At 66.2% G+C, this 26,121-nt stretch carries 20 protein-coding genes; 6 read left to right on the forward strand and 14 right to left on the reverse strand.

Annotated elements, in window-relative coordinates; genetic code table 11:
* Window position 1: 1 nt before the first annotated feature.
* Genes FHG09_RS08925 through FHG09_RS08940 form a run of 4 tightly spaced genes read right to left on the reverse strand, consistent with a single transcriptional unit; the run spans window position 2 to window position 4,694 of the window.
* A complete protein-coding gene (locus tag FHG09_RS08925) occupies window positions 2-1,408 on the reverse strand; it encodes a hypothetical protein (RefSeq protein ID WP_152347316.1) in 1,407 nt (468 codons plus the stop codon).
* Between the two features lie 3 nt (window positions 1,409-1,411).
* On the reverse strand, window positions 1,412-2,257 hold the full coding sequence (locus FHG09_RS08930) for a heme ABC transporter ATP-binding protein (protein WP_152347317.1): 846 nt from the start codon (window positions 2,255-2,257) through the stop codon (window positions 1,412-1,414).
* Window positions 2,254-3,450, reverse strand: coding sequence for a FecCD family ABC transporter permease (locus tag FHG09_RS08935; RefSeq protein WP_152347318.1), 1,197 nt, complete (start codon window positions 3,448-3,450; stop codon window positions 2,254-2,256). The genes FHG09_RS08930 and FHG09_RS08935 overlap by 4 nt, the downstream gene beginning before the upstream one ends.
* Window positions 3,447-4,694 (reverse strand): heme/hemin ABC transporter substrate-binding protein, encoded by a 1,248-nt coding sequence (locus tag FHG09_RS08940; RefSeq protein WP_227492655.1) that lies wholly within the window; start codon window positions 4,692-4,694, stop codon window positions 3,447-3,449. The genes FHG09_RS08935 and FHG09_RS08940 overlap by 4 nt, the downstream gene beginning before the upstream one ends.
* Window positions 4,695-4,919: 225 nt before the next feature.
* On the opposite strand from FHG09_RS08940, the gene FHG09_RS08945 reads away from it, so the two are divergent.
* Together FHG09_RS08945 and FHG09_RS08950 are read left to right on the forward strand one after the other, a co-directional pair.
* Complete coding sequence (locus tag FHG09_RS08945) at window positions 4,920-7,424, forward strand: LPXTG cell wall anchor domain-containing protein (protein WP_152347320.1); 2,505 nt, start codon at window positions 4,920-4,922, stop codon at window positions 7,422-7,424.
* Window positions 7,425-7,566: 142 nt separating this feature from the next.
* Window positions 7,567-8,205, forward strand: coding sequence for a heme oxygenase (biliverdin-producing) (locus FHG09_RS08950; protein ID WP_152347321.1), 639 nt, complete (start codon window positions 7,567-7,569; stop codon window positions 8,203-8,205).
* Here the strand turns inward: FHG09_RS08950 and FHG09_RS08955 are convergent.
* From FHG09_RS08955 to FHG09_RS08970, 4 genes are read right to left on the reverse strand one after another with little or no spacing between them, the layout of a single operon-like run.
* On the reverse strand, window positions 8,202-8,708 hold the full coding sequence (locus tag FHG09_RS08955) for a GNAT family N-acetyltransferase (protein ID WP_152347322.1): 507 nt from the start codon (window positions 8,706-8,708) through the stop codon (window positions 8,202-8,204). The genes FHG09_RS08950 and FHG09_RS08955 overlap by 4 nt on opposite strands.
* Complete coding sequence (gene tsaB / locus FHG09_RS08960; RefSeq protein WP_152347323.1) at window positions 8,705-9,520, reverse strand: tRNA (adenosine(37)-N6)-threonylcarbamoyltransferase complex dimerization subunit type 1 TsaB; 816 nt, start codon at window positions 9,518-9,520, stop codon at window positions 8,705-8,707. The genes FHG09_RS08955 and tsaB overlap by 4 nt, the downstream gene beginning before the upstream one ends.
* Window positions 9,517-10,122, reverse strand: coding sequence for a tRNA (adenosine(37)-N6)-threonylcarbamoyltransferase complex ATPase subunit type 1 TsaE (gene tsaE, locus FHG09_RS08965; protein ID WP_264674066.1), 606 nt, complete (start codon window positions 10,120-10,122; stop codon window positions 9,517-9,519). The genes tsaB and tsaE overlap by 4 nt, the downstream gene beginning before the upstream one ends.
* Complete coding sequence (locus FHG09_RS08970) at window positions 10,119-11,351, reverse strand: alanine racemase (RefSeq protein ID WP_152347324.1); 1,233 nt, start codon at window positions 11,349-11,351, stop codon at window positions 10,119-10,121. The genes tsaE and FHG09_RS08970 overlap by 4 nt, the downstream gene beginning before the upstream one ends.
* Window positions 11,352-11,604: 253 nt before the next feature.
* Here FHG09_RS08970 and FHG09_RS08975 point away from each other — a divergent pair, with 253 nt between their 5' ends.
* Window positions 11,605-12,282: a hypothetical protein gene (locus FHG09_RS08975; RefSeq protein WP_152347325.1), complete on the forward strand. Its 678-nt coding sequence runs from the start codon at window positions 11,605-11,607 to the stop codon at window positions 12,280-12,282.
* A gap of 81 nt (window positions 12,283-12,363) precedes the next feature.
* Here FHG09_RS08975 and FHG09_RS08980 read toward each other — a convergent pair whose 3' ends face one another.
* The 4 genes from FHG09_RS08980 to glmS all read right to left on the reverse strand — a co-directional run bounded on the left by FHG09_RS08980 (window position 12,364) and on the right by glmS (window position 17,767).
* Window positions 12,364-13,887, reverse strand: coding sequence for a bifunctional ADP-dependent NAD(P)H-hydrate dehydratase/NAD(P)H-hydrate epimerase (locus tag FHG09_RS08980; RefSeq protein ID WP_152347326.1), 1,524 nt, complete (start codon window positions 13,885-13,887; stop codon window positions 12,364-12,366).
* Window positions 13,888-14,028: 141 nt separating this feature from the next.
* Entirely contained in the window at window positions 14,029-15,288 is a 1,260-nt protein-coding gene (locus tag FHG09_RS08985; RefSeq protein ID WP_152347327.1) for a M20 metallopeptidase family protein, read from the reverse strand.
* A 58-nt stretch (window positions 15,289-15,346) separates the two neighbouring features.
* Window positions 15,347-15,817 (reverse strand): holo-ACP synthase, encoded by a 471-nt coding sequence (locus FHG09_RS08990; RefSeq protein WP_152347328.1) that lies wholly within the window; start codon window positions 15,815-15,817, stop codon window positions 15,347-15,349.
* Window positions 15,818-15,892: 75 nt separating this feature from the next.
* Complete coding sequence (gene glmS, locus FHG09_RS08995; RefSeq protein ID WP_152347329.1) at window positions 15,893-17,767, reverse strand: glutamine--fructose-6-phosphate transaminase (isomerizing); 1,875 nt, start codon at window positions 17,765-17,767, stop codon at window positions 15,893-15,895.
* 218 nt (window positions 17,768-17,985) lie between these two features.
* On the opposite strand from glmS, the gene coaA reads away from it, so the two are divergent.
* The 3 genes from coaA (at window position 17,986) to FHG09_RS09010 (ending at window position 23,289) form a co-directional block, all read left to right on the forward strand.
* A complete protein-coding gene (coaA, locus tag FHG09_RS09000; RefSeq protein WP_152347330.1) occupies window positions 17,986-19,023 on the forward strand; it encodes a type I pantothenate kinase in 1,038 nt (345 codons plus the stop codon).
* Window positions 19,024-19,289: 266 nt separating this feature from the next.
* Entirely contained in the window at window positions 19,290-21,152 is a 1,863-nt protein-coding gene (locus tag FHG09_RS09005; RefSeq protein ID WP_152347331.1) for an ABC transporter ATP-binding protein, read from the forward strand.
* Window positions 21,153-21,582: 430 nt separating this feature from the next.
* Entirely contained in the window at window positions 21,583-23,289 is a 1,707-nt protein-coding gene (locus FHG09_RS09010) for a BTAD domain-containing putative transcriptional regulator (RefSeq protein WP_152347332.1), read from the forward strand.
* Here the strand turns inward: FHG09_RS09010 and FHG09_RS09015 are convergent.
* The gene (locus FHG09_RS09015; RefSeq protein ID WP_152347333.1) at window positions 23,258-24,685 is read right to left on the reverse strand and encodes an FAD-binding oxidoreductase; all 1,428 of its coding nucleotides are present in this window, start codon (window positions 24,683-24,685) and stop codon (window positions 23,258-23,260) included. The two genes, FHG09_RS09010 and FHG09_RS09015, sit on opposite strands and share 32 nt — an antisense overlap.
* 359 nt (window positions 24,686-25,044) lie before the next feature.
* The gene (locus FHG09_RS09020) at window positions 25,045-26,025 is read right to left on the reverse strand and encodes a hypothetical protein (protein WP_152347334.1); all 981 of its coding nucleotides are present in this window, start codon (window positions 26,023-26,025) and stop codon (window positions 25,045-25,047) included.
* Between the last annotated feature and the right edge of the window lie 96 nt (window positions 26,026-26,121).

Raw genomic sequence — 26,121 nt, forward strand, 5'->3', positions numbered from 1 at the left:
GTCATGAGTTCGTCGTGGGGATGGTTGTGGTCTCGGCGTCGTCCGCGGCCACCCGAGTGAGGACGCGCGTGTCCTTGCGATCCTCCGGGTCGGTCTCCCCCGCCGAGGCAGCCCCGCCGATCCCCGAATCCGTGCCGTCCGTGTCCGGCTCGGTTCCGCCGGTGACGACGCCTCCGGTGTAGAAGCTCGGAGCCGAACCGACGCTGTCGTCTCCGCTGCGACGCCCTCCAGCCTTCCGGTCTTCGTCTTCGAAGAAGGCGATGACCTGCGGCGGGAGCTTGCCGGTGCCGGGGCCGAGGCTCTGATGGTTCGCATGCGCCACGGCACGTTCGGAGCCGCGTTCGAGTTTGGCCAGTTGCAGCTTCTTCTTCCGCTGCATCGCGAGCCGGCGCTTGGCCAGTCTGTGCTGGGTCCGGATCCGTTTGCGCTCACGCCGGTCGCGTTCCTTCTCCATCGCCGCCGGGCTGACGCCCAGGAGCAGACTCTTGACCGCGAGGTAGCCGCCGATGCCGAACCCGAGACCGATCGCGATGATCGACCCGAGCACGAGGACTCCGGCGAGAATGGCGAAGAAGATCAGCCATGACGTGCTCATCGGCGGCTCGCTGGCCACCGGTGCCACATTCGGGTTCTGTGCGGGGTCGACGACCGGAGCGTCGCCCCCGCCGGAACCGTCGTCGGATCCGCCGCTGGTGCTCGTCGTCTCGGCCTTGTCCTCCGAGGCGGCCTCATCGTCCTTCTTCTCGGACGACTTCTCCTCGTCCTTCTCGCTCTTCTCCGCACTCTTGCCGGCGGCGGCACCTGAGGCGGAGAAGTCGACCGGGGTGAAGGATTCGTTGTTCGCGTTGTCGACGCCGTGGGCGCCGATCGTGATGATCCCGCACTGGACTTCGCTGCAGTCGACCTGCGTTTCGCTCTGAGACCGGTCGTAAGTCGTGAACTTCTCACCGGGGACCTTGATCGTTCCGCTCCAGGTGCCGTTCGCCGCGACTTCACCGCCGTTGGCGGCATACGCCGTGCTCGATCCCGGGAAGGTCACGAACAGCTGATATCCGGCCGGTTTGGTCTCATCGTCGTAGACGTAGCGGTAGTTCGACCCCGTCACTCCGCCCTTGCTCGGCCGCCATCCTCCGGAGGAATCGTCAACCCAACCGAAGAGGACATAGATGCCGCCGAACCCGCCTTCGACGGATTGGAAACCGGAGCCGGAGAGTTCGAGCGTGGACTCTCCGTCGGCTTTGGGGGTGCCGGACACGGACACCTTCGGAGCAGCCTCGGCGGGGGTCGGATTGAGCATCGTCGCCGTCAGGCCCACGGCCACGGCCAGCAGCGTGGAGATCGTGATGAGCGCGAGGATCCGCTTCACCGGCACCGAAGCGATGGTCCGGTCGAGTGCTGTCGTCAGCATGGGTCAGTCTTCCTTTCGGCCGGCGCGCACGGGAACGACCAGCGGTGCTCCGGTGTTCGGGTCGGCCACGATCGATACGGGGTAGTCGTAGACGTCGCTGATGCGGTCGGCGGTGAGCACCTCGGTGGGTGAGCCGTCGGCGATGATCGTTCCGTCGGAGATCATCGCGATCCGGTCCGCATAGGCACCGGCGAGGTCGAGGTTGTGGACGATGATGACCACGGCTCCCCCTGTGGAGGCGTAGTCGCGGGCCTGCTGGAGGACGAGCTCCTGATGCCGGATGTCCATCGGCGCGGTCGGTTCGTCGAGCAGCAGCGCCGGGGTCGCCTGCGCGAGCACCCGGGCCAGGGCCACGCGAGCCTTCTCACCTCCGGACAGGGAGGTGAACTTCCGGGCCGCGAACTGCACGGTCTCCGTCCTCGACATCGAGCCGGCGACGATGAGGTCGTCGTGCTGGGATTCGCGCATGCCAGCCCACGGGGAGCGGCCCATCTCGACGACCTCGAGGACGGTGAAGGGGAACGCCATCCCGATGTCCTGGAGGAGGACCGCCCGGCGCATCGCCAGTTCGCGGGTCGACCAGGAGTACTCCACCTCGTCGTCGATGAAGACCTTGCCGGCGTCGAGTTCGACGTCGGCGGTGATGACGTTGACCAGGGTCGATTTGCCGGCGCCGTTGGGGCCGACGATCGCGAGCACCTCCCCGCATCGGATGTCGAGGTCGATGCCCGCCAGGATCGTGCGTTCGCCGAAGCTGACCTCGGCTCCGCGCACGGAGATAATCGGCTTGCCGGCGACGGGGAAATCCGGGCGGCGGACCGCTGACCTGCCCACGGTGATGATGCTCATGCCCAACCTCCGGATTCCTTGCGGCTGCGTCTGATGAGGTAGAAGAAGAACGGTCCGCCGACCAGCGAGGTGAGCATGCCGATCGGCAGATCGGCGAACTCGACGAGGGTGCGGGCGGCGAGGTCGGCGACCGAGAGCAGCACGGCACCGCCGAGCACGCTGGCCGGCAGCAGCAGCCGGTGCCCGGGACCGATGATCATGCGGATGATGTGCGGGACGACGAGACCGACGAAGGCGATGATCCCGCAGAAGGCGACGGCCGCGGAGACCAGCAGGGCGACGACGGCCATGACGATGATGCGCAGCCGCTCGACGTTGATGCCGACGTGGCGGGCGCTCTTCTCCCCCAACGACAGGATGTCGAGCCCCGGTGCCAGGGTCTGGGCGATGATGATCCCGAAGACGATGAGCGGGAGGATCAGCCCGACCTGAGACCACAGGCTGCCGTTGAAGCTGCCCATCTGCCAGAACACGATCTGCTCCCTCGCCGAGGTGGGGGCGGCGAAGGTGATGTAGGCGATCGCGGCCCCGGCGACGGCATTGACCGCCACACCCGTGAGCACGAGCGTGATCACCTCTGTGCGCCCTCCCGAACGGGAGACCGTGTAGACGATGAAGGTTGTGATCAGTCCGCTGACGAAGGCGAAGGTCGGGGTGGTGAACGCGCCGAGGAAGGACCAGCCGAAGAGGATCGAGGCGCTGGCGCCGACCGCGGCACCGGAGGAGACGCCGACGACGCCGGGCTCGGCCAGCGGGTTGCCGAAGACGCCCTGCATCATGGCACCGGCCACGGCGAGCGCTGCACCGACGAGGACGGTCATGACCACGCGTGGGAAGCGCACCTGCCACAGGGCCTCCTCGCCGAAGTCGTGGCTCGGTCCCGGCAGCCAGTCGAGTCCGACCTTATTCAGCAGGGAGCCGACGACCTCGAGCGGCGGAATGAAGAGCTGACCGATCGCGGCAGAGAGCAGGCAGGCGGCGAGGAGAGCGATGATGAGGACGAGGAACAGGGTCCCCGCCCGGGCGGTGCGCTGCCCGCGGATGCTCCCGAGGTCGAGGTCCCGCCTCCTACCGACGGCGTCGAGGCGGCTCGTCGGTTCTGAGGCGGCGAGATCGCTGCCGGCCGCGGTCGGGTCGAGACGACGACGGGACCGGCGCAGCGAGCGGTCCCGAATCTCGGTGGACTCACTCATGCCTCATCCTCTTCCAATTCCTCATTGATCTCTTTCAGACGCTTCTCGATGGATGTCGGCGGATGATCCGGGTGGTAGGCGAGCTCTGGGGCGTAGATCGCGGTGCCGAGTGCCGCGAGCACCTGTGCCGACCGCGGGCCGAAACTCATCACTTCGTAGTCGCTCATGTCGACGAGTCGACGGTTCTTGCCCGCCGGCGTCTGTCTGATGCCGGGCAGTTCGAGGGCTTTGTCGATGCCTCCCACCGAGGCCAGTCCCAGGGTCATGACGATGATGACGTCGGGGGCGGCCTTGATGAGGGCTTCGGAGTTCGTCGGCGACATGCCTTCGAACCCGACCTCGGCGGCGACATCGCGGGCGGAGACGGATTGGATGAGCGAGTCAGCACCGGAGCCGACTCCGAACCAGTAGTAGATGTTGCCGCGCAGATAGAGGAAGACGGTCCGCGGGCGGTCGGCCGGATCCTCGGGAGCGAGTTTCGCAACGGCCTTCTGTGTGTCGTTGATCTCGCGGACGTTGCGTTCGGAGAGTCTGTCGCCGAGTTCGGGCACCCCGAGCGCTTCGGCGACCTCTCGGATCTGCGGCCCCGCCGAGCGCACGCCCTCGGAGTAGGACGAGGAGATGAAGATGACGGGAATGCCGGCATTGCGCAGTTGCAGCTGCGCGTCATAGGGCCCGATGGTCGTGTCGGTGAGGACGACGTCGGGCGAGAGCGCGAGCACCGCCTCGGCGTTGATCTCGTGTCCGCCTTGGGTGATCAGCGGCAGCTGCTCGGCCCCGGGCACGAGCTGAGTGAAGTCCGTGGCGATGTCACGGCCGACGAGGTTGCAGCCGAGGCCGAGGCCGACCACGGCGGCGGCGATCCCGCCGTTCTGGTTCATCGCGAGGATCCGGTCGGTCTTCTTCACAGTCTGGTCGGGGCCGTCGTTGCTCTTCACCGTCACCGGCAGGTTCGCTTCGTGTACGGCGGTGTCTGAGACGGGCGGTATCTCCCCTGCCTGGGTGTACGCGGTCGTCTGTCCCTTGATCGATGTCGGGTCCGGCAGGGCCTCCCGGTCGACGTCGGGAACATCGGGCACATCCGGCGTCGACCGGGCGGGAGGCTGCTGACAGCCGCCCTCACCTTGGGCGTTGATCGACCCGATGTTGTGGATTCCGTTGTTCCACAACAGGACCGCGGCCACCAGACCACCGGCGAGCCAGGCGGTGCGGCGGAACGATCGACGGCGCACAGTCCGGCGCAAAGACCACTTCTGCATGAGTTACTCGAAATCTCTGAAAGTCATTTAGTTGAGGCAAGGCTACACATTCATAAGTAAGGCTAACCTTGGCTTTTTACGATATGTCTGTGTAGTCTATTTATCGTTCAGCGAATCCACAACTTCTGCTGATGATGAATCCAGGATCTTTTCTGATGCCTGGCAGCACGCGGTCTTCGCCGTGTACGACGTTGAAAATGAGGAGAATCTATGACGCACAAGAGTGCGCGCGCACGTGCCGTGAAGGCACGACGCTTGACTTCGCCGCTGGCGGCCGGGGCGGCGATTGCGGCCGCCACCGGTCTGCTGGGGATGGGCATGAGCGCCCCTGCGTTCGGAGCGGTCGACAAAACCGTCGACGACGCGGTATTCAGCTGGTCGGTCAATAACGAATCCACCGGCGGCGCCTACTTCGGTGGGTGCAATTTCCTCATCGCCGGTGAGGCCGGGGACGCGGGGATGGCGCGCATCTGGACAGCCGGTGATGCCAAGTCGGTCTATTCGGTCGATGACTCGGGGAAGTTCGTCGACGGGAACACCTCGATCGTCAAGACGAATGGCGAACTGTCGAACTTCGAGAACCGCTGCACCGATGGTGAGGGCAACAAGGTCAACGGCAAGATCAATGCCGAGGCCGCGAACAACCACACCGGTGACCACGTCGAGATCAAGAACGGCACCGGAACGGTTGACCCCGCCGCGGACAACGCCTCGATCCAGTGGGAGGGTTCCTGGTCCTTCGCGTACTACGGCGGCATGACCTACTGGACGATCTCGGACCCGAAGCTCGAGGTCAAGGACGGCAAGGGAACGATCACCGGCACCTACTCCGGGTTCGGCACCGACATGGACGACACGTCGATCTGGAAGAAGCTCGATGCGCGTGACGGCGATATCGTCGAAATCCAGCAGGGTGAGGTCGACGTCACCGACTCAGGCTTCGAGTTCACCCCCGACTACCTCGGCGTGGAGACCGATACCGACGGCCGCAACCTGCAGTCCGAGAAGACCGCGGAGAACGAGTCCTGGTGGGGTGCGATGCCGCAGGACTGGATCGACTTCAACGTCGAGACCGGTCAGGACTCGTACTGGTACACCACGGCCGGGGCGAGCACCTCGATCCAGCCGCGCAAGAAAGCCAACCCGCTCACCGTCGAATACACCGCGCAGGCCCCTGCTCCTGACGTCTCGACCTCACACTCGGTGAAGTCGGCCAGCGCCGAGGAGGGTCTCACCGTCAACGTCACGGGAGACGGCTACGACAACCTCCCCGATGCCAGCACCGGCAAGCCTTCGGCCGGTGCCTATGCGGCGATCGTCGATCGCGACCTGGCGAGCAAGGACGTCACGGCCGGCAACACGACCGCAGTGCAGTACGTGATGCCTCCGCAGATCAAGGACGGCAAGATCGACGTCGACGTCACCGCGAAGACCGCCGACCTCGATGAGTCCAAGGACTACGACGTGCTCACCTGGGTCGCCCACGGCCTGCCCACCGGTGATGCCGAACTCTACCGCGAACCTCTCGACCTGACCGACGAACAGCAGAACGCTCTGTTCCCAGGTGAGGATGATGAGGACGACGGAGCGGCCGACGGTGCTGAAGCCGGTGACGACGGAGCCGCCGATGGCGCCGAAGCCGGTGACGACGGAGCGGCCGATGCTGCCGAAGGCGACAACGACGGTGCAGAAGGTACCGACGAAGGCGCTGCCGAGGGTGAGGCCGACGGTGCCGAAGGTGCCGAAGATGGCGCTGCCGATGCGGCCGAAGGCAAGTCCGACGACACGGGCGATGCCGATGCCGCTGAAGGTGACACCGATGGCGCCGAGTCCGATGACAAGGGGGCCGCTGACGCTGCCGAGGGCGACGACAACGGCGCAGCCGATGCGGCCGAAGGCGACGATGACGGCGCAGAAGGCTCCGACGAGGGTGCAGCCGATGCCGCCGAAGGCGACGATGACGGCTCGAAGGCCGGCGCCGCAGCCGACGGCTCAGCCGACGGTTCCGACTCGGACGCCGGTGGCTCTGCCGACGGCGATGACTCCGACGGCGGTTCCGACGGTGACGAGGACAAGCCTGCCAAGCCTGTCGTCGAAGACCAGACCGTCGGCGAGGACCGGCTCGTCAAGGGCAAGACCACTCCGAAGGCCGAGGTGAACCTCGCATGGACACCCGTGGCTGAGAAGAGCGCCGAAAGCCAGATCAAGGCCTTCGCCGCGACAGTTCCCGCCGAGGACAACGTCACGGTGACCGCCGACGGAGAAGGCAACTTCTCTGCCAAGGCACCGAGCGCCAAGGGCACCTACGCCTACTCGGCCATCGCCACGGTCGACGGTGTGCCCTCCGACCCCGCCGAGTTCACCGTCACGGTGACCGAGGACGAAGCCGCCGATGACGATGCCGACAGCGAAGGCGACTCGGACGGCGGGTCGGCCGACGGGGCTGGAGCCGGTGACGACGGTGCGACTGACGGAGCCGAGGCCGGTTCCGCCAGTGGTTCGAGCGCGTCCGAAGGTGCGGCCGACGGCGCCGGTGCAGAAGGCTCGTCCTCTGCCGGACCCGAAGCTTCGTCCACAGGAGAATCCGCCTCGGGCAGCTCCGAGGGATCGGATCTCCCGCGTACCGGTGCCGATCTGATGACTCTGCCGATCGCGCTCGGTCTGATCATCCTCGGCGCAGGTTCTGTTATGTTCTCGCGGATGCGCAAACGCTAAACTGGTCTCAGACAAGTTATGTAGTGAGCCAGCGAGCCCGTCCCGGTTCGGCACGAGAGTTCCGAACCGGGGCGGGCTCACCCCACAGTTCCACTATCGCGAACCGTCATTCGGATCGACGATCTCTCAATGAGGAAACATCATGTCTGAACCGTTCTCCGCTCGCCTCAAGGCCAGCACCGCCACCATCCACGACGAGGTCGAACACACCACCTTCATGGTCGATCTCATGGAAGGACGGCTCGACTCGCGAGCCTACGCTCTCCTGCTCAAGCAGTACGAGGTCATCTATGCCGTCCTCGAGTCCAAGTCGCGGGAGTTCGCCGACGATCCGGTCTTCGCGCCCTTCCACGATGTGAACCTCTTCCGCTCCGAGCGCATCGAGGCCGACCTCGCCGCTCTCGACGGCGCGGAGCTGCCCGTGATGTCCGGCGCTGCCGCCTATGCCGCGCACCTTGCCGGGCTCGAACGGGCCGAACAGGTCATCGCCCACCATTACACGCGCTACCTCGGGGATCTCTCCGGCGGCCAGGCGATCGGCACCCTCATGGGTCGGCACTACTGCCTGCCCGCGACCTCACTGACGATGTGGGACTTCTCGGCGCTCGGCAAGACGAAGCCGTACAAGGACGCCTACCGCAGACTCCTCGATCTGGTGGCGTCGACCGGCGGCGACGAGCAGGTCGTCATTGCCGAGACCATGGAGGCCTTCCGTCTCAACGGCGACCTCCTCGTCGATCTCACCGACGCCACCGAGCGTCGAGCGGTTCCGGTCGCCTAGTCGCCGATCCGCAGACGCATGAGAATTCCCGCGGCGCCCGGATAGTAGTCCGGGCGCCGTCCCCATTCTGAGAATCCGAAGGATGCGTACATTGCCAGCGCCGCGGCATTGCGTTCGTCGACTTCGAGGTGGACGACCTCGGAACCGCGTTCCTTCGCCCAATCGATTCCGGCCTGCAGGAGGACCCGGCCGATGCCCTGACCGCGTGCCGCCTCGGTGGTCGCGATCGTCATGACATCGGCTTCCGCCCCGGCACTGGACATGACGATCCACCCGGCCAGCTCCCCCGCCGAGGCGGTTGCGTCCCTGTCTGCAGCTGCGCAGTCCGCGTCCGCATCATCCGCCGAGGCGGACCTGGCGGCGAGCATCATCGTGCCGTTCTGTGCCTTGACCGACCAGTAGTAGCCGAGCGTCCACGCGGTGGGTCCGAAGATCGCCGTATCGTGTTCGGCTACTTCGGCGAGGTGCCACCAGGGAAGCTCGACGATGGTCGTGGAGGTCATCTCAGCGAGCTCTCGCGCACCGGTGTCGCCTTCGCGTCGGGTTCGCGCAGGTATTCGGGAATCGGTTCGTTCAGTTCTCGACCGGCGGCGAGTTCACGTGCCGCTGCGAGGGCGAGGTATTCGGCACGGGGGTCGGTGATGGACTCGGCGCTCGGGGCTCCGAGTGTGTCGGGATAAAGGACGAATCCTCGGCCGAGCTTCTCGCTGATCGGAGCCGTTGCCGAAGTCGACGGATCGGCTGATGCGGCCTCATTCCGTCCCTGCTCAGTTCCGGACGGGTCGAGCCGAAAGCCGTTGTCGGCGAGGACTGAGGCGACCTCGGTCGGCTTCGCCACGAAGGGCCCAGCACTCAGTGAAGCATCGGCTGAGTCATAGACGCTGAAATAGACCTCCTTGCGGCGGGCGTCCGAGGCGATGAGTACGGGGCGGCCGGTTTCGTCCGCGGCGGTCGAGACGGCTGCCGACGCGTTCACCGTGTCGGTTGCCGGCGGGTCTCCCGCCGAGGTGCACACGAATTCTTCGGCGATCGCGGTCTGGGACAGCAGGCCCTTGACCGGGATTCCGCGGGCCTGGCCGACGGCGATGCCGGCGGCGATGCCCACTCGCAGTCCTGTGAAGGGACCGGGCCCGATGCCGACGACGACGAGTTCGGGCTGGACTTCCGCGGCGAGCACGTCCGCGAGCGCGGGACCGATGAATTCGACGTGTTTACGCTGGTCATCGGCCTGCTCAGCGGCGATGACCGAACCGGTGTCCGTGTCGACGAGCGCCACGGAGGCCGACTGTGAGGTGTCGATGCCCAGAATGATCATGATTCGTCTCCCTCATTCGCCGAACCCTCAGCGGGAAGGTCCGCGAAGGCCGGGTTTTCGACTCTCACGTTCGCCAGTGCCGAGATATCAGCTTGAACTCGCGGCATGCGCGCGGCCCAGGCATCCCCGTGACCGGTGAGGTCGACGGTGCGCCGTTCGTCCTCAGACTCGTCTTCGTCGTCGGCCCCGATCAGTTCCTCGTCGTCGGTGTCCTCGTCCCACACCGGGGCGATGGTGATGTCGAGATGGTCGCTGCTGAGCTGCTCGGCCATGCCGGCGCCCCATTCGACGACGGTGATCGACTCGTCGAGCTCGGAGTCGAGGTCGAGGTCTTCGAGCTCCTCACCGTCGGCCAACCGATACGCGTCGACGTGGACGAGTGCGGGACCGCCGCTGCGCGACGGGTGAACGCGTGCGATGATGAACGTCGGCGAGGTGATCCTGCCGGCCACGTCGAGGGCCTTCCCCAGCGACTGGGTGAACGTCGTCTTCCCCGCACCGAGGTTGCCCGTGAGGATGAGCAGGTCACCGGCTCGCAGATGATCGGCCAACGCGGCAGCGAACGTGCGCATCTGCTCGAGCGATTCGAGATGGAACCTCAACGCCCGTCTCCTTTCCGTACTGTGCGGTCGACGCGGGCGCTGAGCTGGGTGACGATCTCGTAGTTGATCGTGTTCGCCCAGGTCCCCCACTCGGCCGCGCTCGGCCCACCGGGCCCGAAGATGACGACCTCGTCGCCGATGGCCACCTCGTCGTTGCCCGCACCGATGTCGATGATCATCTGATCCATGGCGATCCGCCCGACGACGGGGTAGCGACGACCGCGGATGGCCACCTCGGCGCGGTTCGAAGCCGCCCGCGGCAGTCCGTCCCCGTATCCCCCGGGCACGAGCGCGAACCGGGTGTCGGTCGCAGCGGTGAACGTCAGTCCATATGAGGCACCGTGACCTGCGGGAATATCCTTGAGGTTGATGACGGTGGAGACCAGCCGCATGACCGGTCGCAGCCCGAGGACCGTCGGGTCCCCGTCCTCGAGCGGGGACAGCCCGTAGAGGGCGAGCCCCACCCTCGCCGAAGTGCCCGGGCACGGTCCCAGGGTGAGCGCGCCCGGCGAGTTCGCGATGTGGACGTCCAGATCATCCGATTCGCCGAGGCGGCCGTCAGCGGCGTCGAGCACTGCCCGAAGCTGTCCGCGGGCGGAGGAGAAGACCGCGCTCTGCGCTGCGGTCTCGGGGCGTTCGGGTTCATCGGCGACCGCATAGTGGCTCATGATCCCGACGATGCGGATATCGGCAGTGGCACCGGGGTCGTCGGTGAGGTCGGCGTCGTCGGTGTCAGCGCTGCGGCTGTCTTCGGCGTGGCGGCGCAGCCAGTCGTAGGCGCGGACGAGCGCTTCCGGGGACAGTCCGTTGCGGCCGAGCCCGGTGTCGACCTTCAGATGGGCTCGGGCTGTGATGCCGGTGCGGCGAGCCGCTTCGAACAGTCGGTCGAGGGATTCGACCGTCGAAATGCCCAGTTGGATGTCAGCGCGCACCGCCTCGTCGAGGTCGGTCGTCGGTCCGTAGAGCCACGCGATGATCTCGGTTTCGGGGCCGAGCAGGCTGCGCAGGTGCAGCGCTTCGGGGATCGTGGCCACACAGAACTCGCGCCATCCGGCCGCGAAGAGGGCGGGAGCGACGAGGTCGACGCCGTGGCCGTAGGCATTGGCCTTGACGACGCATTTGAGGCGGGCGGGTGCGAGGCGATCGGCAAGGACTGCGGCATTGTCCCGCAGGGCCGCCTCATCGATCTCGGCCCGTACGAGAGCCTCGGGGATGTCGAAAGATGTCACTGGATAAGACTACCGCCGACCCATGCCCGCAAGCAGTATCGGTCCCTTCCGCCGGAGCCGGAAGGGGCCGATCCCACAGAGGCGGCGCCCCGGCCGGATCTTCATCGTGAGAATGCTCAGTCCCAGACCAGCACCTTCGTTACGCTGTTCCTCCGCGGCCGTCGGCGCTTCTTCTGCCGGCGCCGCAGGTGCAGCCGACGATGCGTTCGGCGAAGAAGAGTCCGCAGAACCATCCGATGAAGAAGGAGACATCATGCACACCACATCAGCCCGCACCACCGCGATGGTGATCGCGGCCGGCCTGTTCGCGGCGGTCCTCACAGTGACCGGACAGACTGGCCCCGCCGAGGCGGCCGCGAAGTACTGCACCGGCGTCGAGGCGCACACGTCAGTCACGGCGGCGAAGGCCATCGAGGTCAAGCAGCGGTCGACGATCACCGCCGATATCTACCTGTGCAAGAAGTCCGGCGACCGGTACGTCCGCGACAGCGGCCCATATAAGGCCCGGCTCGGATACAACGGCACGACGTCGAGCAAGCGCGAAGGCGACGGGAAGACCCCGAAGGGCGTGTTCTGGATGCGCGACGGATTCGGCACCTCGGCCGATCCGGGCCTGAAGAAGGACTGGACGAAGGTCACCCGCGACCATGTCTGGGTCGACGGTGACGCGACGAAAGCCGAGGGCTACAACACGATGCAGCTGAAGTCGGAGGGATACGAAGGCGAATCGCTCTACCAACCGAAACCGTATAAGTATGCCCAGGTCATCGGCTACAACGAGGCGCGCACTCCAGGTAAGGGTTCGGCGATCTTCCTGCACGCGAACACGGAGTCGATGAAGACGGCCGGCTGCGTGTCGATGTACGAATCCAGCCTCGTCAAAGCGATGAAGTGGGAGGGATCGACGCCGACGCAGATCCTCATCCACTGAGTCCGATGGCGCCGCGGTAGGCGTCCTCCGGCTCCGCGTCCGCATCGGCAGGCAGCCGCCTCGGCGCCGGTGGGCTGCGGCTCAGCTCGCTCCGTGGATGAGTTCCTCGACCACCTCGGTGAGGGCATCGGCGAACCCGGAGGCGGTGACGGCCCGCCCTCCGGCAGCGTTGTGTACGAGCACGCCGAGACCGGCCAGCCGAGCCCATTCGCGGCTCGGAACGGGCTGGTCATCGCCGTCGTAACGGTGCCGCGCCGATGCGATCGCGGCCAGCGTGCCGAGGATCCCGGCCAGCACGTCGCCGGACCCGGCAGTGGCGAGGCTCGCCGGACCCGGCTCGGGCAGGACGACCAGACCGTCGGGAGCGGCGATGACGGTGTGGTGGCCCTTGAGGAGCACGATCGTCCCGGTCAGATCCGCGGCCTGCCGGGCCCACCCGGCCGGGTCCTGTCCGATGCGACCGGCCGTGATGATCTCGCCGAGCAGTCGGCTGAGCAGGCGGGCCAGCTCACCGGCGTGCGGAGTGATGATGATCGGCCGCTCGGCCATCCAGGTGCCGACCATCGCCTCGGCACGCCCGACCATCTCGAGTCCGCCGGCGTCGATGATCACGGGAATGTGTGAGTCGCTGAGGGCGTCGGTGGCGCTCTGGACGAATTCGGGTTCGGGGTCGCCGGGCCCGAAGACGAACGCATTGACCCGGCCGGAGGCGCTGACCACCTCGGGGTGGACACCGATGACGTACTCGGCGACGAGCGGAGAGCCGAGATAGCGGACCATCCCCGCCCCGGTGCTCACCGCCGAGGTGGTCGTGAGCACGCCCGCACCCGGATAGTCCTCGGAGCCGGCGAGGACCCCGACGACGCCGCGGGAGTATTTGTGGCCGCCCGCCTGCGGGCGGGGGAAGTCCCTGCTGAGGTCGTCTGCGTCGAGGAGTTCAGCCACGGCCTGCTCGGTGTCGAGTCCCAAGCCGATGTCGATGACGTCGATGCTGCCGGTGAACTCGTGCACGCGCGGGTCGACGAGCTCTTCTTTCAAGCCGCCGAAGGTCACGGTGCGGTCGGCATGCAGGCGGGCCTCGGCGCCGTCGCTATCCGGGCTGAGGTCGGAGGGCACATCGACGGCGATGAGGCTCCCGGTGCGGTGCGGGGCCCAATCGGCGACGAGGTCGGCGATGTGCTCGGGCAGTCCGCGCCTGCCGCCGGTGCCCAGAATGCCGTCGAGGACGAGGTCGGCGCGGGAGAGTTCCCGAAAGGCGTCGGTGGCGTCAGCCTCGGCCGTCGTGAACGCGAGGACCTGTGCTCCGGCACGGCGCGCGGCGGTCAGCCCCTCGTCGTGAGTGCGGTCGAAGAGGGTGATGACGGTGACCGCGGCACCGCGCCTGCCCAGTGTCGAGGCGGCGAAGAGCGCATCGCCGGCGTTGTTTCCCGGACCGGCCAGCACGCACACCCTGGCTCCGGTGACCCGCCCGAAGCGGGCGGTGAGGGTGTCGATGCTGATGTTCGCCAGCGCCCGCGCAGCACGGGCCATGAGCGGGACACCGGCCTCGAGCAGAGGCACCTCGGCTTCCCGGATGATCTCGCTCGGGTAGGCGAACACACTCATCGGCTGCTCCTGCACATCGTCACGGTTCGGTTCTTCCTTGCACCGTATGCCTTCTCGCTCTTCGAGGCCAGAGTCGGTCGGGGCAGAGCCTTTCAGAACAGCACATGTCTGCCCGGGTGCTCTCTGCCGGCGCCGTCCGGATCAGTCCTCGACCAGCTGCGCGAGCCTGCGCCCGGCGAGGTGCGCGAGGAACAGAGCCTGGTCGGCCAGGCCGTCGTCGCTGTGGCGTGCGCGCGGGGAATGGTTGGCTTCGCGTTCGTCGACCGGCAGGTTCGGCAGGGCGACTCCGAAATGTCCGTACGCACCCGGCACGGCGTCGAGGACGCGGGAGAAGTCTTCGGAGCCGGGCAGCGGATTCGCCTTGCGCACCATCCGCTCCTCACCGAAGAGGTCGGTGAAGGTGGAGAGGAAGAACTCCGCCTCGGCGTCGTCGTTGATCGTCGGGGGAAGGATCTGTTCGTACTCGACCTCGGCGGACAGACCGTGGGCGGCGACGAGGTCACGGACGAGCTGAGGAAGCTCCACCTCGGCGCGGGACGTCACGGATTCGGAGAAGGTGCGCACACTGACGACCAACGTCGCGAAGTCGGGGACGACGTTGGGCGCGGTGCCGCCGTTGAACTGGCCGACGGTGACCACGAGCGGGTCGAAGATGTCGAAACGGCGGGTGACGTATTCCTGCAGCTGGCCCACGAGCATGGCGCCGACCTGGATGGGGTCCTTGCCGGTGGCCGGGCGGGAGGCGTGCGTGCCCTTGCCGTTGACGGTGATCGTCATCTTCGAGAACGCCGCCATGTACGGGCCCGGTCGAGAGCTGACGACACCGAGGTCGGCGTCGGCGGAGACATGGATGCCGAACGCGGCTCTGACGCGGGGGCCGGCGGCATCGAGGACGCCTTCGTCGATCATCTTCCCGGCCCCGTCATAGCCTTCTTCGCCGGGCTGGAACATGAACACGACGTCGCCGGGCAGTGAGTCGCGGTCGCGGTGGAGGAGTTTGAGCGCGCCGACGAGGCCGGCCGTGTGCAGGTCGTGGCCGCAGGCGTGCATCCTCCCCGAGGTGGCCGCGAAGTCGAATCCGGTCGCCTCGGTGACGGGCAGTCCGTCCATGTCCCCGCGCAGAAGGACGGCCGGAACGACCCCGGACGAGTCGGTCTTTCGCGCGCCGCCGCGAAGCACCACGACGATCGAGGACAGCCGCTCCCCCGCGGTGACCTCGACGTCGAGGCCTTCGATGGCCTCGAGGACGAGCTTCTGCGTCACCGGCAGGTCGAGTCCGACCTCGACGTTCTCGTGCAGGGCCCGACGCAGGGTGACCAGGCCGGCAGCGATGTCGTTCGCGTCATCGGCGGTGGGCAGGTGGACGGGACGTGGCTCGGCTGTGTCAGGAAGAGTGCTCATGCCCTGAGTCTATGCCGGGTTCCCGAACCCGGCGGAGGGCCGTCCGACGCTCGGGCGTTCAGTGATCAGGCCTGTCACCGAGGCGCGATCCCTTCCCGTACATCGAGTGGGTGAAGTGTTCTGCGGCTCCCTCGATGCCGGGGCTCAGCGAGGGACCCTCCCCCTCGGCAATGACGAAGGTCATCGTCAGGTGCGCATCGTGGGTGATCGACAGGTGGATGTTCGTCCCGCCGATGGCGCGGAAGTGGTCGAGCACGAGCCCGCGCAGGCGGAAACTCGGCGCACCGGATAGGGCGGGGACCACCTCGGCGGACTGCCAGGGCAGCCACCCGGGGAAGCCGATGGCCTTCTTCAGCGCCTCCTTCGCGGAGAACCGCGCCGCCAAGGAGGCATCCGTCCTGCGCTTGCCGTTGCGCTTGAGCTGCTCACCGGGGGTGAGCAGACGGTCGAGGAGTTCGGGCACCCGTTCGATGTGCTCGGCGAAGCGCGGCACATCGGCGATGTCAGTGCCGATCCCCAGAATCGCCATAACCGGACCTCCTCAGAAAACTCCGACCGACTCAGGTGCCGGACCGGACATCGTCGGATCCGGCACCGAAGCGGATCATTCGACCGTGACCGACTTCGCGAGGTTGCGCGGCTGGTCGACGTCGAGGCCTTTGGCCGTGGCCAGCTCCATCGCGAAGATCTGCAGCGGAACGGTTGTCAGCAGCGGTGCCATGAGCGTCGTCGTCTCGGGCACGAAGATGACCTCGGAGGCGAACTGATCGACCTCTTCGTCGCCTTCCTCGGCGATGACGACGGTGTTCGCACCGCGTGCGCGCACCTCCTGGATGTTCGAGATGACCTTCGCATGCAGCGAATCCCGACCGCGCTTCGACGGGACGACGATGATGACGAGCTGACCGTCATCGATCAGCGCGATCGGCCCGTGCTTGAGCTCACCGGCGGCGAAGCCCTCGGCGTGGATGTACGCGAGCTCCTTGAGCTTGAGCGCACCTTCCATCGCCACCGGGTAGCCGACGTGACGGCCGAGGAACAGCACCGAACCGACTTCCTGATTGCGGTCGGCCAGGGCGAGGACCTGCGACTTCGTCTCATCGAGGATGTGCTGGATCTTCTCCGGGATGGTCTGCAGTTCGGCGAGGATCGACCCGATCTCATCGCGGAACTTGTTGCCCCGCAGCTGGGCGAGGTAGAGGCCGAGCAGGTAGCAGGCCACGACCTGCGACAGGAATGCCTTCGTCGACGCCACGGCGATCTCCGGGCCGGCGTGGGTGTAGAGCGCGGCATCGGATTCGCGTGGGATCGTCGATCCGAAGGTGTTGCAGATCGCGATGACCTTCGCACCCTGCTGACGTGCGTGGCGCACGGCCATGATCGTGTCCATGGTCTCCCCGGACTGCGAGATCGCCACGACCAGCGTCTTCTCCGTGACGACCGGGTCCCGGTAGCGGAATTCGTGGGCGAGTTCCACCTCGGTGGGGATGCGGCACCAATGCTCGATCGCGTACTTCGCGACCTGCCCGGCGTAGGCGGCGGTGCCGCAGGCGATGACGACGATCTTGTCCACGGACTTCAGCACCGACTCGTCGATGTGCATCTCGTCCAGTGTCAGGCGGCCGTCGGTGTCGAGGCGGCCGAGCAGAGTATCGGCCACGGCCTGCGGCTGATCATGGATCTCCTTGTCCATGAACGACGCGAAGCCGCCCTTCTCCGCCGAGGCGGTGTCCCAATCGACCTCGAACTGCTCACCCTCGACGAGGTTGCCCTGCGTATCCGTGATCGTGACCGTCTCCGGGGTGATCGTCACGACCTCGTCCTGGCCGATCTCCACGGCCGTGCGGGTGTAGTCGATGAACGCGGCGACGTCGGAGCCGAGGAAGTTCTCGCCTTCGCCGAGTCCGATGACCAGCGGCGAGTTCCGGCGTGCGGCGACGACCCGACCGGGCGCATCGGCGTGGACGGCGAGCAGGGTGAAGGCACCTTCGAGTTCGCCGGCGGTCTTGCGCATCGCGGCGGTGAGGTCACCGGTGGACCGGTAGTTCTTGGCCAGCTGGGCGGCGGCCACCTCGGTGTCGGTTTCGGAGAGGAACTCGACGCCGTCGGCGACGAGGTCCTTCTTCAGGTGGGCGAAGTTCTCGATGATCCCGTTGTGGATGAGTGCGAGCTTGCCGCCGTCGGCCAGGTGCGGGTGGGCGTTGACGTCGGTGGGTCCGCCGTGGGTGGCCCAGCGGGTGTGGCCGATTCCGGTCTGTGCCGCCGGCAGCGGGTTGGCCTGGATCTCCTCGGTCAGGGCGGAGAACTTCCCGGCCTTCTTCGCCGAGGCGAGCTGACCGTCGGGCGTCACGAGCGCGACTCCTGCCGAGTCGTAGCCGCGGTACTCGAGCCTCTTCAGGCCGCCGAGCACCACATCGAGCGCCGAATGATCGGCATTGTCAACGGGGGCCTTGGATACATAGCCAACGATTCCACACATGAGGGAGATTTTACGCACTCGCGGGCGTTCTCGTGTATTCCGGCGAGTCACGATCGGGTCAACGTGACGAACTGCACGCGCGCGGGCGCGTTGGGACGGGGCGGGACGGGGCCGCCTCGGCTGGGGTGGTTGCGGGTCGAAGCGGCCGCCTCGGCGAGGGTGAGTGCGATCGCCGCCCTGGCGCGGGTCGCGAACATGACGCATGACACAATGGGGGAATGAGCCATGTCGACCCTCAGCTGGACCGTGCGCGCAGACTCGCCGGACTCAACACCGTCCGGCGCAGCGAGCCGGACACGACGTCCCCGTTCTGGGAATTCGACCGGGACGTGTGGGGCACGCTCGCCCAGGCCACTCCCCTGCCGCTGAAGCAGCGCGATATCGAACGGCTGCGCGGACTCGGCGATCGTATCAACCTCGACGAGGTCGCGCAGGTCTACCTGCCCCTGTCACGGCTGCTCAACCTCTACGTCTCCGCACGGCGAGCGAAACACGACCTGACCAGGGAATTCTTCTCTCCCCTGCACGAACGCGGATTGGAACCGCAGGACGCCAAGCGCACACCTTTCGTCATCGGCGTCGCCGGATCGGTGGCCGTGGGCAAGTCGACGACCGCACGTGTGCTCCGGGAGCTGCTCGCCCGCTGGCCCGACACTCCGCGCGTCGAGCTCATCACCACCGACGGGTTCCTCTACCCCAACGCCGAACTCGACCGCCGGCGCCTGAACGGGCGGAAGGGGTTCCCCGAATCCTATGACCGGCGGAAACTGCTCAAGTTCATCTCCGCCGTGAAGTCCGGGGCTCCCGAGGTCCGCGCGCCCGTGTATTCGCACCACACCTATGACATCGTCCCCGGCGCCGAGGTGGTCGTGCGCTCCCCCGATGTCCTCATCGTCGAGGGCCTCAACGTCCTCCAACCCGCCCGTCCCCGTCAGGACGGGACCGTGGGCTTGGCCATCAGCGACTACTTCGACTTCTCCGTCTACGTCGATGCGCGCTCCCGCGATATCCGGCAGTGGTACATCTCGCGCTTCCTCAAGCTCAAGCACGGTGCGTTCCAGGACGAGGACTCCTACTTCCACCGCTACTCGCAGCTCGATGATGAGGAGGCCATCACCCTGGCCACGGAGATCTGGGACTCCATCAACTTCCCGAACCTGCGCGAGAACGTCCAGCCCAGCCGCGGCCGAGCCGACCTCGTGCTCCACAAATCCTCCGATCACACCATTCGGAAGGTGCAGCTGCGCAAGCTGTGACCGGAAGATGCAGCTGCGGAAGCTGGTCGCCGGGGATCGGTGGGGCCCGGCCGAGAGTATGCGGCAGTGCGGCGCGTGCTGTGATGGGGCTCGCCTGCGGGTGAGGAAATAGTTTCGCCCTGACATCAGTTGCACTGTGTGCACTGTTCTACTCTCCGCCGCCGGGCCACCCGCCCGCGGCGGCGACCGGACGCGGGCGATCCCCGCACCGGCACGGACGATGTCCGTGCATGCTCGGTCGCTTCGGCAGCAGAAAGGGACCCGCCATGAGTATGCCTTCCGCGCACCGCGTCATGTACTCCTCCGTCAAAAACCAGAAGACTCCGCAGACGACCATCCAGCCGGGCATTTACAAGAGGATCGCCGGCTACGCGGCCAGGCACAAGCGCAAGCTCATCATCTTCCTCGTCCTCTCCGTCCTGACCGCTGTCATCGGCGTGCTCAACCCGGTGCTCGCCGGCGACGTCGTCAATGCGATCACCGGCGGCGGGCCCGTCTCCACTGTGGTGTGGCTGGCCGTGGCGATCGGCGGATTGGCCATCGCCGATGCCGCCATCTCGATCACGAACCGATACCTCTCGTCCCGGATCGGCGAAGGGCTCATCTTCGATCTGCGCACGGCTGTCTACGACCACGTCCAGTCGATGCCGATCGCGTTCTTCAACCGCACCCGCACCGGTGCGCTGGTCTCACGGCTGAACACGGATGTCATCGGTGCTCAGCGGGCGTTTTCGAACACCCTGTCGGGGATCGTGTCGAACTTCGTCTCCCTGGTTCTGACCGTCGGCGTCATGGTCACGATCTCCTGGCAGGTGACCGTGATGTCGATCCTCCTGCTGCCGCTGTTCATCATCCCGACTCGCATGCTCAGCGGAAAGCTCGCGTCACTGCAGTTCGAGGCCGCGAACAACTCAGCCGACATGTCGACGAGGATGACGGAGCGGTTCTCCGCGGCCGGTGCCACGTTGATCAAGCTCTTCGGCAGTCCCCGCAAGGAGAACGAGGAGTTCGCCGACCGCGCCGGTCAGGTCCGCGACATCGGGGTCAAGGTCGCAATGCTGCAGTCGACGTTCGTATCCTCGCTGACTTTGGTCTCTGCCCTGGCGCTCGCGCTGGTCTACGGCGTCGGAGGTGCGCAGGCAGTCGTCGGCAACCTCAACGCCGGTCAGGTCGTGACCCTGGCACTGCTGCTGACCAGGCTCTACACTCCGCTGACGATGCTCGCCAATGCACGCCTGGACATCCAGAGCGCAGTCGTGTCCTTCCAGCGTGTATTCGAGATCCTCGATCTCGTGCCGTACTTCAAGGAACCCTCGCAGCCGAAGGCTCTGCCCGCCGGTGGGCTTGATGTGCAGTTCGATCACGTCGACTTCGCCTATCCCAGCGCTTCTCAGGTCAGCCTGGCCAGTCTTGAGGACGTCTCCGTGCTCGATACCCGCGGCGGCGATGAGGTCCTCCACGACTTGAGCTTCACCATTCCCGCCGGGCACACCGTCGCCCTCGTCGGTTCCTCCGGGGCGGGCAAGTCGACGATCGCCTCACTTCTGCCGCGCCTCTACGACGTCACGGACGGTGAGATCACCATCGGCGGCGTCGATGTCCGGGATCTGTCATTTGCCGACCTGCGCGAAGCCGTCGGCGTCGTCACGCAGGACGGTCATGTCTTCCACGAATCGATCCGTGCGAATCTTCAGCTCGTCAATCCCGAGGCCACCGAGGAGCAGATGTGGGACGCACTTTCCCGCGCACAGCTGCGAGGAGTCATCGACGCACTTCCCGACGGACTGGACACGGTCGTCGGCGAGCGCGGGTACAGGCTCTCCGGAGGTGAGCGGCAGCGGCTGACGATCGCGCGGATGCTGCTGGCCTCCCCAGAGATCGTCGTGCTCGATGAGGCCACCTCGGCGTTGGATTCGACGAATGAGGCCGCGATCCAGCAGGCCCTGGCCCAGGCGATGCACGGTCGTACGGCTCTGGTCATCGCGCACAGGCTGTCGACCATCCGGCAGGCCGATACGATCCTCGTCGTCGAGGCCGGGCGCATCGTCGAGTCGGGCACTCACGAGGAGCTGGTCGGTCGCGGCGGCCGCTACGCTGAGCTCTACGCCACCCAGTTCGCCTCGAGCTGACGGGGACGTTTCGAGCTGACGGGAACGCTTCGCGGCCGCGCCGGCGGGGACGTTTCGAGCTGACGGGAACGCTTCGCGGCCGCGCCGGCGGGGACGTTTCGAGCTGACGGGAACGCTTCGCGGCCGCGCCGGCGGGGACGCTTCGAGCTGACGGGACGCTCGGCGGCCGCGCCGGCTGTCGACCGGCCTCCGCCTAACGTCGTGCGTGCAACCGGGGACCGGGGCCGTCCGTCGGGCTTACTTCCGTCCCGTTTCCTCTCGGGTCACGCGAATCTCGAAAGAGTCGCCACCAGTGACGTCTTTTTCGAGATTCGCGTGACCTGAGAGGCGTCCGCTGCGACGGAGTGATCAGGACGAGGGACACGCAGGCAGAAACTGTGAGGTTCGTCGAGGTATTCCTCACGGTATCGCGAGACTCTACGCTGACCGGATGGATATGCGCGTAATGGGACGCGTGGAGATTCTCCATGATGGTGTGGCTCGCGGGATACAGGGACGCACCCAGCGAGCCCTTCTGTCTCTGTTGGTTCTCCGGCTCCGCGCCTGGACGCCGGCGTCACGCATCGTCGAAGCGCTGTGGCCGGATGAGTGGTCCGAGCGTGTCACCACTCGCCTGCACGTCCAGATCCACCGTCTGCGCAAGCAGTTGGGGCACGGTGTTCTGCTCAGTTCACCGAACGGCTACAGACTCGACCTCAATCGGAGCTCTGTCGATGCGTGGCGTTTCGAGCAAAGTGCCCGGACCGCCCTCGCCGAGGATATGCCCGACCACGACCTGGAGACGCTCCGATGCCTCGAGGCGGCCGCCGCCCAGTGGGGCGGCGAGCCGTTTCCCGACGTCGACCTGCCTGACACGGCGGACTGGCAGGCCGAGCTCAGCGGTCTGCACACCCGGATTCGGGAGAGATGCGCCGAATTCCATCTGGAGTTCGGCGACGGGAACACTGCGCTCAGACTACTCACTCGCCTGACGCATGAGCACCCGGAGAACGAGCACGCTCAGGTTCTGAGGATCTCGGCTCTGCAGCAGACGGGTCACGATGCGGAACTGCCCGGCGCGTTCGCCGAGGCACACCGTGCACTCGACGAACTGGGACTCGATCCGAGTTCGGACCTGCTCTACACCCACCGAACACTCGCTCGCAATCGTGAAGACGAGATCCGGTCCGACCTCGCCGTCATCGACCCCGCAGGCGACCTCACGCCCCGCAATGAGGATGCAGCGGATCCGACGATGCGTGGATCGGTCCTGCGCCGCGAACTCGCCTATGTCCTCATGGCGAAGGGGCGTCACAACGAGGCGCTGTCGCTGTTGGAACGCTTGGAAGCCCTCCACTCCGGACTGGGGCACGAGAATCTGTGTGCGATCCTGCTCCAAGACATGGTGACAGTCATGGCACTGACCGGAGACCTCCGTCGCGCACTGCGGCTCCTCGGAGAAGCGTCAAGACTCGACCAGCGGACGACGGGAACCGATGCGATGCTGCGCATCATCCGGGCCCTTGTCCTCACCCACATGTCACGCCTGCACAGGGCCGAGGAATCGCTGAGGGCCGCCGGCGAAGCGACCGGGCCCAAGGCACGGCAGGTGATGTGGTGGCGCACCCGCAGTCAGATCGATCGGCGATCTGGTCGGTGCCACGACGCAGTTGTCGGAGCACTCACGGCCTGGACCATCGCGCGACAGGACGCGGCCGAAGCCGATGTGGGTCCGATTCTGCTCGACGTCGCGTGTTCGATGCGTGATGACGGTGACGCCGAATGCTTCGACTGGTACCGCACCGCGCTCCGGTTCGCCCACGAGGGCGTGCGCTTGCCATTGGCCGCCAGTGCCCATGCTTCGCTGGCCAAGGCGCAGCTGATGTGGGGCAGACCGAAGACAGCGATCGTGCACTCCCGCGCGGGCCTCGAACTCGCCCAGTGGTCCGGATGCTGGCTGTTCGCCGGAAAGGCTGCCGCGCGCCTCGCCGAGGCGGAAGAGCGGATGGGAGATACATCCTCCGCTCTCCGCCACCGGCATGAGTCCCAGTCGTTCTACCGCCGCATCGACTTCCCGGTGCCGTTCCCGTACCGCACCGGGGCGAGTCCGGGTGCTGACGCCAGGCTCACGTGTGAGCCAGCGGCACCGGGTGATTAGCCGCGAACACGTTCTCAGGGTCGTAGGCGCTCTTGACCCTGGTCAGCGTCAGCCACTCACGTTCGCCGTAGCTGTCGCCGACGTCGACCGGCTCCTCAGCGAAGTTGAGATACTGACGTCCGGTGCTCCACGGCGCCATGGCCCGGACCAGTTCGGAAGCATCGTGCTTCCCCCGATCTTCGTTCTCAGGAGTGTCGGCGATCGCTGCGGCGAAGAGCAGAAAGCTCCCGTCCATCCGGCTGAGCGCCCCACCGTCGGGATGTTTCCTGGCCAGAGCTCCGCCGAGCTGTCGCAGTTCGGCCGAGAGCAGAGAGTGCTCCGTCCCGTGGCCGACTTCGGAAAGGAACGCATCGACGGCCTCGTCTGTCAGTCGTCCCAGCAGTGCAGTGTCCCCGGTGACCGGGGTCGGCCCTTCCGGATCCATATGGAGCCGGGCAATCGAACTCGGAGACACCTGCGCGAAGGTGTCGACCCGCGGGGACAGATTCCGCAGCGGCGCAAGCACCCTTCCTGCACGCTTCTTATCGGCCAGGACGGCCCCGTCCATGCACACGACGGGTCGGCCTGCCACGGACTCGGGTATGCCCGGTGCCTCGGGCAGGTTGAGGATGCGCATCGACGTCGTGATCTCGTGCGGCGCATTCGGCGCCCAGTCGGCCCAGGCACACACCACACGGTCGGCGTCGTCGATGTCCCAGACCATCATTCCCGCGTGCACCGTCTCCAGCGGGTAGAGCGAGAATTCGAAAGCGGTGACGATGCCGAAGTTGCCGCCGCCACCGCGCAGAGCCCAGAACAGCGACTGATGCTGAGTGTGGTCGGCGCGGATGAGTTCTCCGTCGGCTAGGACGATCTCGACGGCTGTGAGGCTGCTGGTGGCCATGCCGAGTCGACGGGCGTAGAGGAAGATACCTCCGCCCAGCAGGTACCCGCCCACGCCGACATCGGGGGACGATCCGTGCAGGCAGGCGAGTCCGTGACGACCGGCCGCCTCGGTGACGTCGCCCCACAGCGCACCACCCTGGACTCTCGCCATGGCTGCCGACGGGTCGATTTCGATGCCGTCCATGGCTGCGAGCTTGACCAGGACGGTCGAAGCGAGGTCGTGCTGGACGAGCGGACCGGCGTTGTGGCCGGTGCTCACCGGTGCGACCTGGAGCCCGAGCTGACTGGAGGCCGTGACGACGGCTGACACCTCAGCTGCGGTGGCCGGTTCGGCGACTGCGGCGGGCCGCAGATCGACGGCTGTGTTCCACAGCGTCCTCGCTTCGTTGTAGCCGGGGTCGCCGGGCAGGTGGATCATCGTCGGGCCGACCATCGCAGCAAGCTGTGCAGTGGGATCGGCCGGGTCCTCACGCTTGGCATCGCTGAGGACAGTTTGGGATTGCAGAGTCATGGATCTCCGATCGTTGGAAGAGGTGAGGTTCTCATCCGACGACAGTCGACTCTGACCCGCCGTCGGATGCCCCGATGCTGCCAGCCGACACTTACATCGCACTTACGTCGGAGCGCTGCGAGGGAGTTCGGGAAGCGATTTCGTCCTGCCATCCGGTCGCGGAAGCCCACTCCGGAGACCGTGAGCCACCCCGGCCGCCGCTCAGGTCACGCGACTCTCGAAAGACTCGTCGCCGGTGATGACTTTTTCGAGATTCGCGTGACCTGAGGGAGGCCATGCGACTCGGCAGGCCGGTAGTCACAACTTCTCGCGTGAGCAGTGTGCCGTCGGCTTGCAAGATCGGCTGCAGAGGTCACGCGTCAGGCCGTCTGTGTGCTGCGCCGTTTGACGCTGTCCTTGATGCGCAGGAAGAGGTCACCTTTGAAAAGGTCCTTCCAGGTGATTCTGAAGACCTGAAAGCCAAGATTGCGTAGAGAATACTCTCTGCGGCGCTCAAGTTCGAACGCCTGTTTCGGGTCGGCACCGTCGAGATAGTACTTGCCGGCACCGTCGAATTCAGCGATGACATGCGCCTTCTGGTTGGCGAAGTCGGTCCTCGCTACGAAGTCCCCATTCTCATCGCGAATCACCACTTGCGGTTCGAATCCCGGCACTGAGTATTCGACGAACCGGACCGCTGTGATCGATTCGGCAACAGACTCCCGCCGAGCATCGACATTCGCAACTGCTGCGTTGATGCGTCCCTGCCGGGTTCTCACCGGATTGTGGGCACAGTAGTCCGCGAACTCTCGGGCAGAAACGAGATTTCGCCGGATCGCCTCGTCCACGACAGCGACGGCGAAAGCCAGAGGGCAGTCGCGGGACACGTCCAGCAGGGTCCGAAGCAATGTGGTGACCCGGCAATCATTGACGACCTCGGTGTCCCCTTCCAGCGGCCTCTTCCAGACGTGGACGAAGGAACGCCGCGCGCCGATCTCCGGATGGGCGAATTCAACTCGGGAAGGTGCGTCGTTGTCGAAAAACGGGATCGAGAGGCCGTGGGCGATCAGGGCACTCCGGTGAGAGAAGACCGCTCCGTCCGGAAGGTCATCGACATAGGAACGCACGAGGATGCGCAGATCTTCATTCTTCTTCAGCGCCCCTGCCGACTCACGCGGCAAGGTGGTTCCGGACACTGCACCGACGGCAGCGATGAACTGATGCGCCGGATCGGTACAGACCGCCGTCACTACGTAGATGCCGCGCCGGACTCTCCTCAGGCAGCAGCGTTCGGCGACTCGCAGCTGGTGGGAGCTCAATCCGGCTGCGTTGAGCTCGGCCGAGGTCAGACACGCGAACATGCGTCAAGCATTCCGGAGCCGAGCAATCCACCACAACAGTCAATTCCGCACCTGTGGATAAACGCGAACTCGAATCCACAGGCTCGGGTAACGCGA

This window comes from Brevibacterium sp. CFH 10365 (assembly GCF_009299785.1).
Taxonomy (GTDB): domain Bacteria; phylum Actinomycetota; class Actinomycetes; order Actinomycetales; family Brevibacteriaceae; genus Brevibacterium; species Brevibacterium limosum.

Coding starts and splice junctions, on each gene's coding strand:
- glmS (WP_152347329.1), bottom strand. CDS start 17,767: ATGTGTGGAATCGTTGGCTATGTATCCAAGGCCCCCGTTGACAATGCC.
- FHG09_RS08980 (WP_152347326.1), bottom strand. CDS start 13,887: ATGAGTGTGTTCGCCTACCCGAGCGAGATCATCCGGGAAGCCGAGGTG.
- FHG09_RS08930 (WP_152347317.1), bottom strand. CDS start 2,257: ATGAGCATCATCACCGTGGGCAGGTCAGCGGTCCGCCGCCCGGATTTC.
- FHG09_RS08955 (WP_152347322.1), bottom strand. CDS start 8,708: ATGACCTCCACGACCATCGTCGAGCTTCCCTGGTGGCACCTCGCCGAA.
- FHG09_RS09010 (WP_152347332.1), top strand. CDS start 21,583: ATGGATATGCGCGTAATGGGACGCGTGGAGATTCTCCATGATGGTGTG.
- tsaB (WP_152347323.1), bottom strand. CDS start 9,520: ATGATCATTCTGGGCATCGACACCTCACAGTCGGCCTCCGTGGCGCTC.
- FHG09_RS09015 (WP_152347333.1), bottom strand. CDS start 24,685: ATGACTCTGCAATCCCAAACTGTCCTCAGCGATGCCAAGCGTGAGGAC.
- FHG09_RS09005 (WP_152347331.1), top strand. CDS start 19,290: ATGAGTATGCCTTCCGCGCACCGCGTCATGTACTCCTCCGTCAAAAAC.
- FHG09_RS08950 (WP_152347321.1), top strand. CDS start 7,567: ATGTCTGAACCGTTCTCCGCTCGCCTCAAGGCCAGCACCGCCACCATC.
- FHG09_RS08985 (WP_152347327.1), bottom strand. CDS start 15,288: ATGAGCACTCTTCCTGACACAGCCGAGCCACGTCCCGTCCACCTGCCC.
- FHG09_RS08990 (WP_152347328.1), bottom strand. CDS start 15,817: ATGGCGATTCTGGGGATCGGCACTGACATCGCCGATGTGCCGCGCTTC.
- FHG09_RS08975 (WP_152347325.1), top strand. CDS start 11,605: ATGCACACCACATCAGCCCGCACCACCGCGATGGTGATCGCGGCCGGC.
- FHG09_RS08925 (WP_152347316.1), bottom strand. CDS start 1,408: ATGCTGACGACAGCACTCGACCGGACCATCGCTTCGGTGCCGGTGAAG.
- coaA (WP_152347330.1), top strand. CDS start 17,986: ATGAGCCATGTCGACCCTCAGCTGGACCGTGCGCGCAGACTCGCCGGA.
- FHG09_RS08935 (WP_152347318.1), bottom strand. CDS start 3,450: ATGAGTGAGTCCACCGAGATTCGGGACCGCTCGCTGCGCCGGTCCCGT.
- FHG09_RS08945 (WP_152347320.1), top strand. CDS start 4,920: ATGACGCACAAGAGTGCGCGCGCACGTGCCGTGAAGGCACGACGCTTG.
- FHG09_RS09020 (WP_152347334.1), bottom strand. CDS start 26,025: ATGTTCGCGTGTCTGACCTCGGCCGAGCTCAACGCAGCCGGATTGAGC.